Below are 2,678 nucleotides of genomic sequence, written 5' to 3'. Positions count from 1 at the left end.
GATATCAAAAGTAAAGAAATATCAAAAAGAAATACGAATCAATCAAAAAAAATCAGATGATAAAGTATTCGATTTGAAAAAATCGCTAGAAGAAAAGGAACAAAAAAACCAACAATTGCAAGCTGAGAATCAGGAGTCACAAGATCAACTACTAAAATTAAAGCTAAAGATAGAAAAAAAATCGCGATCAAATGAAGAACAGTTAAATTCGGAATATCAAAAGTTAGAAGAGGAACTAAAAGAAAAAGAAAGACAATTTCTACAAGAAAGAGAAGCAATGGCTCAACAAATTCAGTTACTCACGACAAATTTCCAAACACAGATGGAACAATTGAGAAACCAACAAAATCAAGGAGAAACTTCAAAGGTTAAGTTGAATAAAGATATTGATGCAAGTGATAGATCCAAGGATAATGCTACATCATCGAAATTAAGTAAAACATCGAAATCTTATCAACTTCCTCCAGAGTTTCAAGTGAAAGAAGATCAAAATAATAAGTTTTTGCGTAATCATCAAGTTCCATATGAGGTTAATTATACAACTCAACAGAAGAAGAAAACGGATGACTAATTTCTTATGGTGACAGCACGTCTGGAGCACATATGAATAAGATAATACAGATTTTATTGTCTATTTAAGGAAAGGAGATAGTTAGATGGATCAACGCTATATACAATGGCAAAGTTTTAGACCAACAAAAAGACAAGGTCAGCCATGGAATGAAGACTCTTCTAAAAATGAATTTGTAAGACCGATTCAACAGCCTTCTCAAGATAAATCGAATCGGCAACAAACGCAACGCCGCGGTGGATGCTGTGGGAAAAGAGCTACAGATTAATCAAAAAGAAGGAATTATTTTTTTACAACATGTGTATCAAGGTATGATTGCTCACTGTTTAGGACAAAAACCGATAGAGGCATGTGGCCTTTTATCAGGAACAAAAAATATGGCACATACTCATTGGCCAATGACGAATGTTTTACGAAGTCCCAATCATTTTCAAATGGATGAGAAGCAAATAGATAGTGTATTTAGACTGATACAAGACAAGGGTGAACAATTAGTAGGAATTTATCATTCTCATCCTACGAGTATCGCTTATCCTTCATTAGGAGATGTGATTCATGCTTCTTATCCTGAGGTGGCTTATGTAATTGTTTCTTTGTTGAAAATACCACCAGAAGTTTCATGCTTTCATATTTCGAAAGGAGTAGTAACTCTAATCTCGCATAGGCAGAGATCGAAATTAGAATCATGATGGAAACAAGAGAAGCAGTATCCATAAGAGTGATATCAAAAAAGCTCTTTTGTAAAGAGCTTTTTTGAATTAAATTTTGTTCATATAGCGGATTAGTTGATAAAGTTGAAAATATACTCCTGTCAATAAGGCTCGCGGATCAGCTTCGAAATGTGGAGAATGTAGATCATATACTTGCGTCTGCTTCTCAGGTCTGGTTCCTAGGCGAAAGAAATGCAATGGAAAACCTAATTCAGAAAACCATGAGATGTCGTCTGCTCCTCTACTGGATTCGGTATGTTGTACTTTGATCCAAGGAAAATACTCAGACACGGATAAAGAATCTTCTACTAAAGCGGCGTTATTGATTACTGGTGGAAGCAGTGGGACACCACTATTTTTTAAATCCAGTTTTACTGTTTCGTTTTCCATTGTCTTGATAAAACGTTCGATTGCTAATCGTGCTCTGTTGTGTATTTGCAAATCTGGAGCACGCAAAGAACCTTCAATCCAAGCGGATTCAGGTATAATATTTCCTTTACTGCCGCCATGTGCCTGACCAAATGCGATGACTGCCTCCGGGAATTCTTCTGTTACAGCTATTGGTAACTTAAATAATATTTCTCCCATCTTGGTGAGGGAACTATATGCATGTTCAGGTCGAGCGGTATGTCCTCCTCTCCCATTGACTACAATTTTTAGAAATTCCGCTGAATAATTAATTAATCCAGGACATGTAGATATCTTTCCAGCTGGTAATTCCGGATAGACATGTAGTCCAAAACAGATAGCATTATCGCCGAGATCTTCAAGTAATTTTTCAGATTTAACAAGGAAAGATGCTCCGTTCAACTCTTCAGCAGGACGGAATAGAAGCACTACACGACAGTTGAGCAAATCTTCGTTTTGCTTTAACCACCAAGCAATACCAAGCAAGATAGATGTGTGCATATCATGTCCGCATGCATGCATGACTTCACTTGATTTTGATCGATACCAAAGTGGTAACGCTTCTTCAATAGGAAGGGCATCGAAGTCTGCTGTGAAAATAACAGTTTTGTCGCCTTTTCCGAAGGTTGCACTTATTGCCTGAGAATAGACAGATTTTCCAAAAATCTCGCCGTTGATATCGTAGAATTTTGGTAATAAACCTAAATTTTTTTGAAGTATAGTGGCGATGTATTGAATGGTATTCGTCTCCTGAAAGGAGAGTTCTGGATGCTGATGCAAGTAGTAAAAGTGACGTGACATCCATTGATACCATTTGGATTGAGACGTTTCTGACAGCCTTTCTAAGCGGTTCATGTGTTCACCTTTTTCTAATGAGATTACATCCATTATACAACCATTTCGTTTATTCAAAAAACACATAAAAATGCTTCTTATGCATATCAATCCCTTTAAATACAAGGATTACAACGCTTTAATGCCAAATTAAA

At 36.3% G+C, this 2,678-nt stretch carries 4 protein-coding genes; 3 read left to right on the top strand and 1 reads right to left on the bottom strand.

The features are described 5' to 3' along the window. The 3 genes from AC5WOC_RS21135 to AC5WOC_RS21125 form a co-directional block, all read left to right on the top strand. On the top strand, positions 1-571 hold a 571-nt coding region (locus AC5WOC_RS21135), incomplete at its 5' end, for a hypothetical protein (RefSeq protein WP_496057409.1). Positions 572-656: 85 nt separating this feature from the next. Beyond that, positions 657-839 carry a hypothetical protein gene (locus AC5WOC_RS21130; protein ID WP_496057408.1) on the top strand — a complete coding sequence of 61 codons (183 nt, stop codon included), beginning with the start codon at positions 657-659 and terminating at the stop codon, positions 837-839. Continuing rightward, positions 817-1,260 carry a M67 family metallopeptidase gene (locus AC5WOC_RS21125; protein ID WP_496057407.1) on the top strand — a complete coding sequence of 148 codons (444 nt, stop codon included), beginning with the start codon at positions 817-819 and terminating at the stop codon, positions 1,258-1,260. Before AC5WOC_RS21130 ends, AC5WOC_RS21125 begins: the two co-directional genes overlap by 23 nt. Before the next feature lie 69 nt (positions 1,261-1,329). Here AC5WOC_RS21125 and AC5WOC_RS21120 read toward each other — a convergent pair whose 3' ends face one another. After that, positions 1,330-2,544: a M20 metallopeptidase family protein gene (locus tag AC5WOC_RS21120; protein ID WP_496057406.1), complete on the bottom strand. Its 1,215-nt coding sequence runs from the start codon at positions 2,542-2,544 to the stop codon at positions 1,330-1,332. Between the last annotated feature and the right edge of the window lie 134 nt (positions 2,545-2,678).

Source organism: Shimazuella sp. NTD247 (assembly GCF_059510415.1).
Note: the sequence above shows the minus strand (reverse complement) of the source record. Positions and strands in the feature narration are given on the sequence as shown.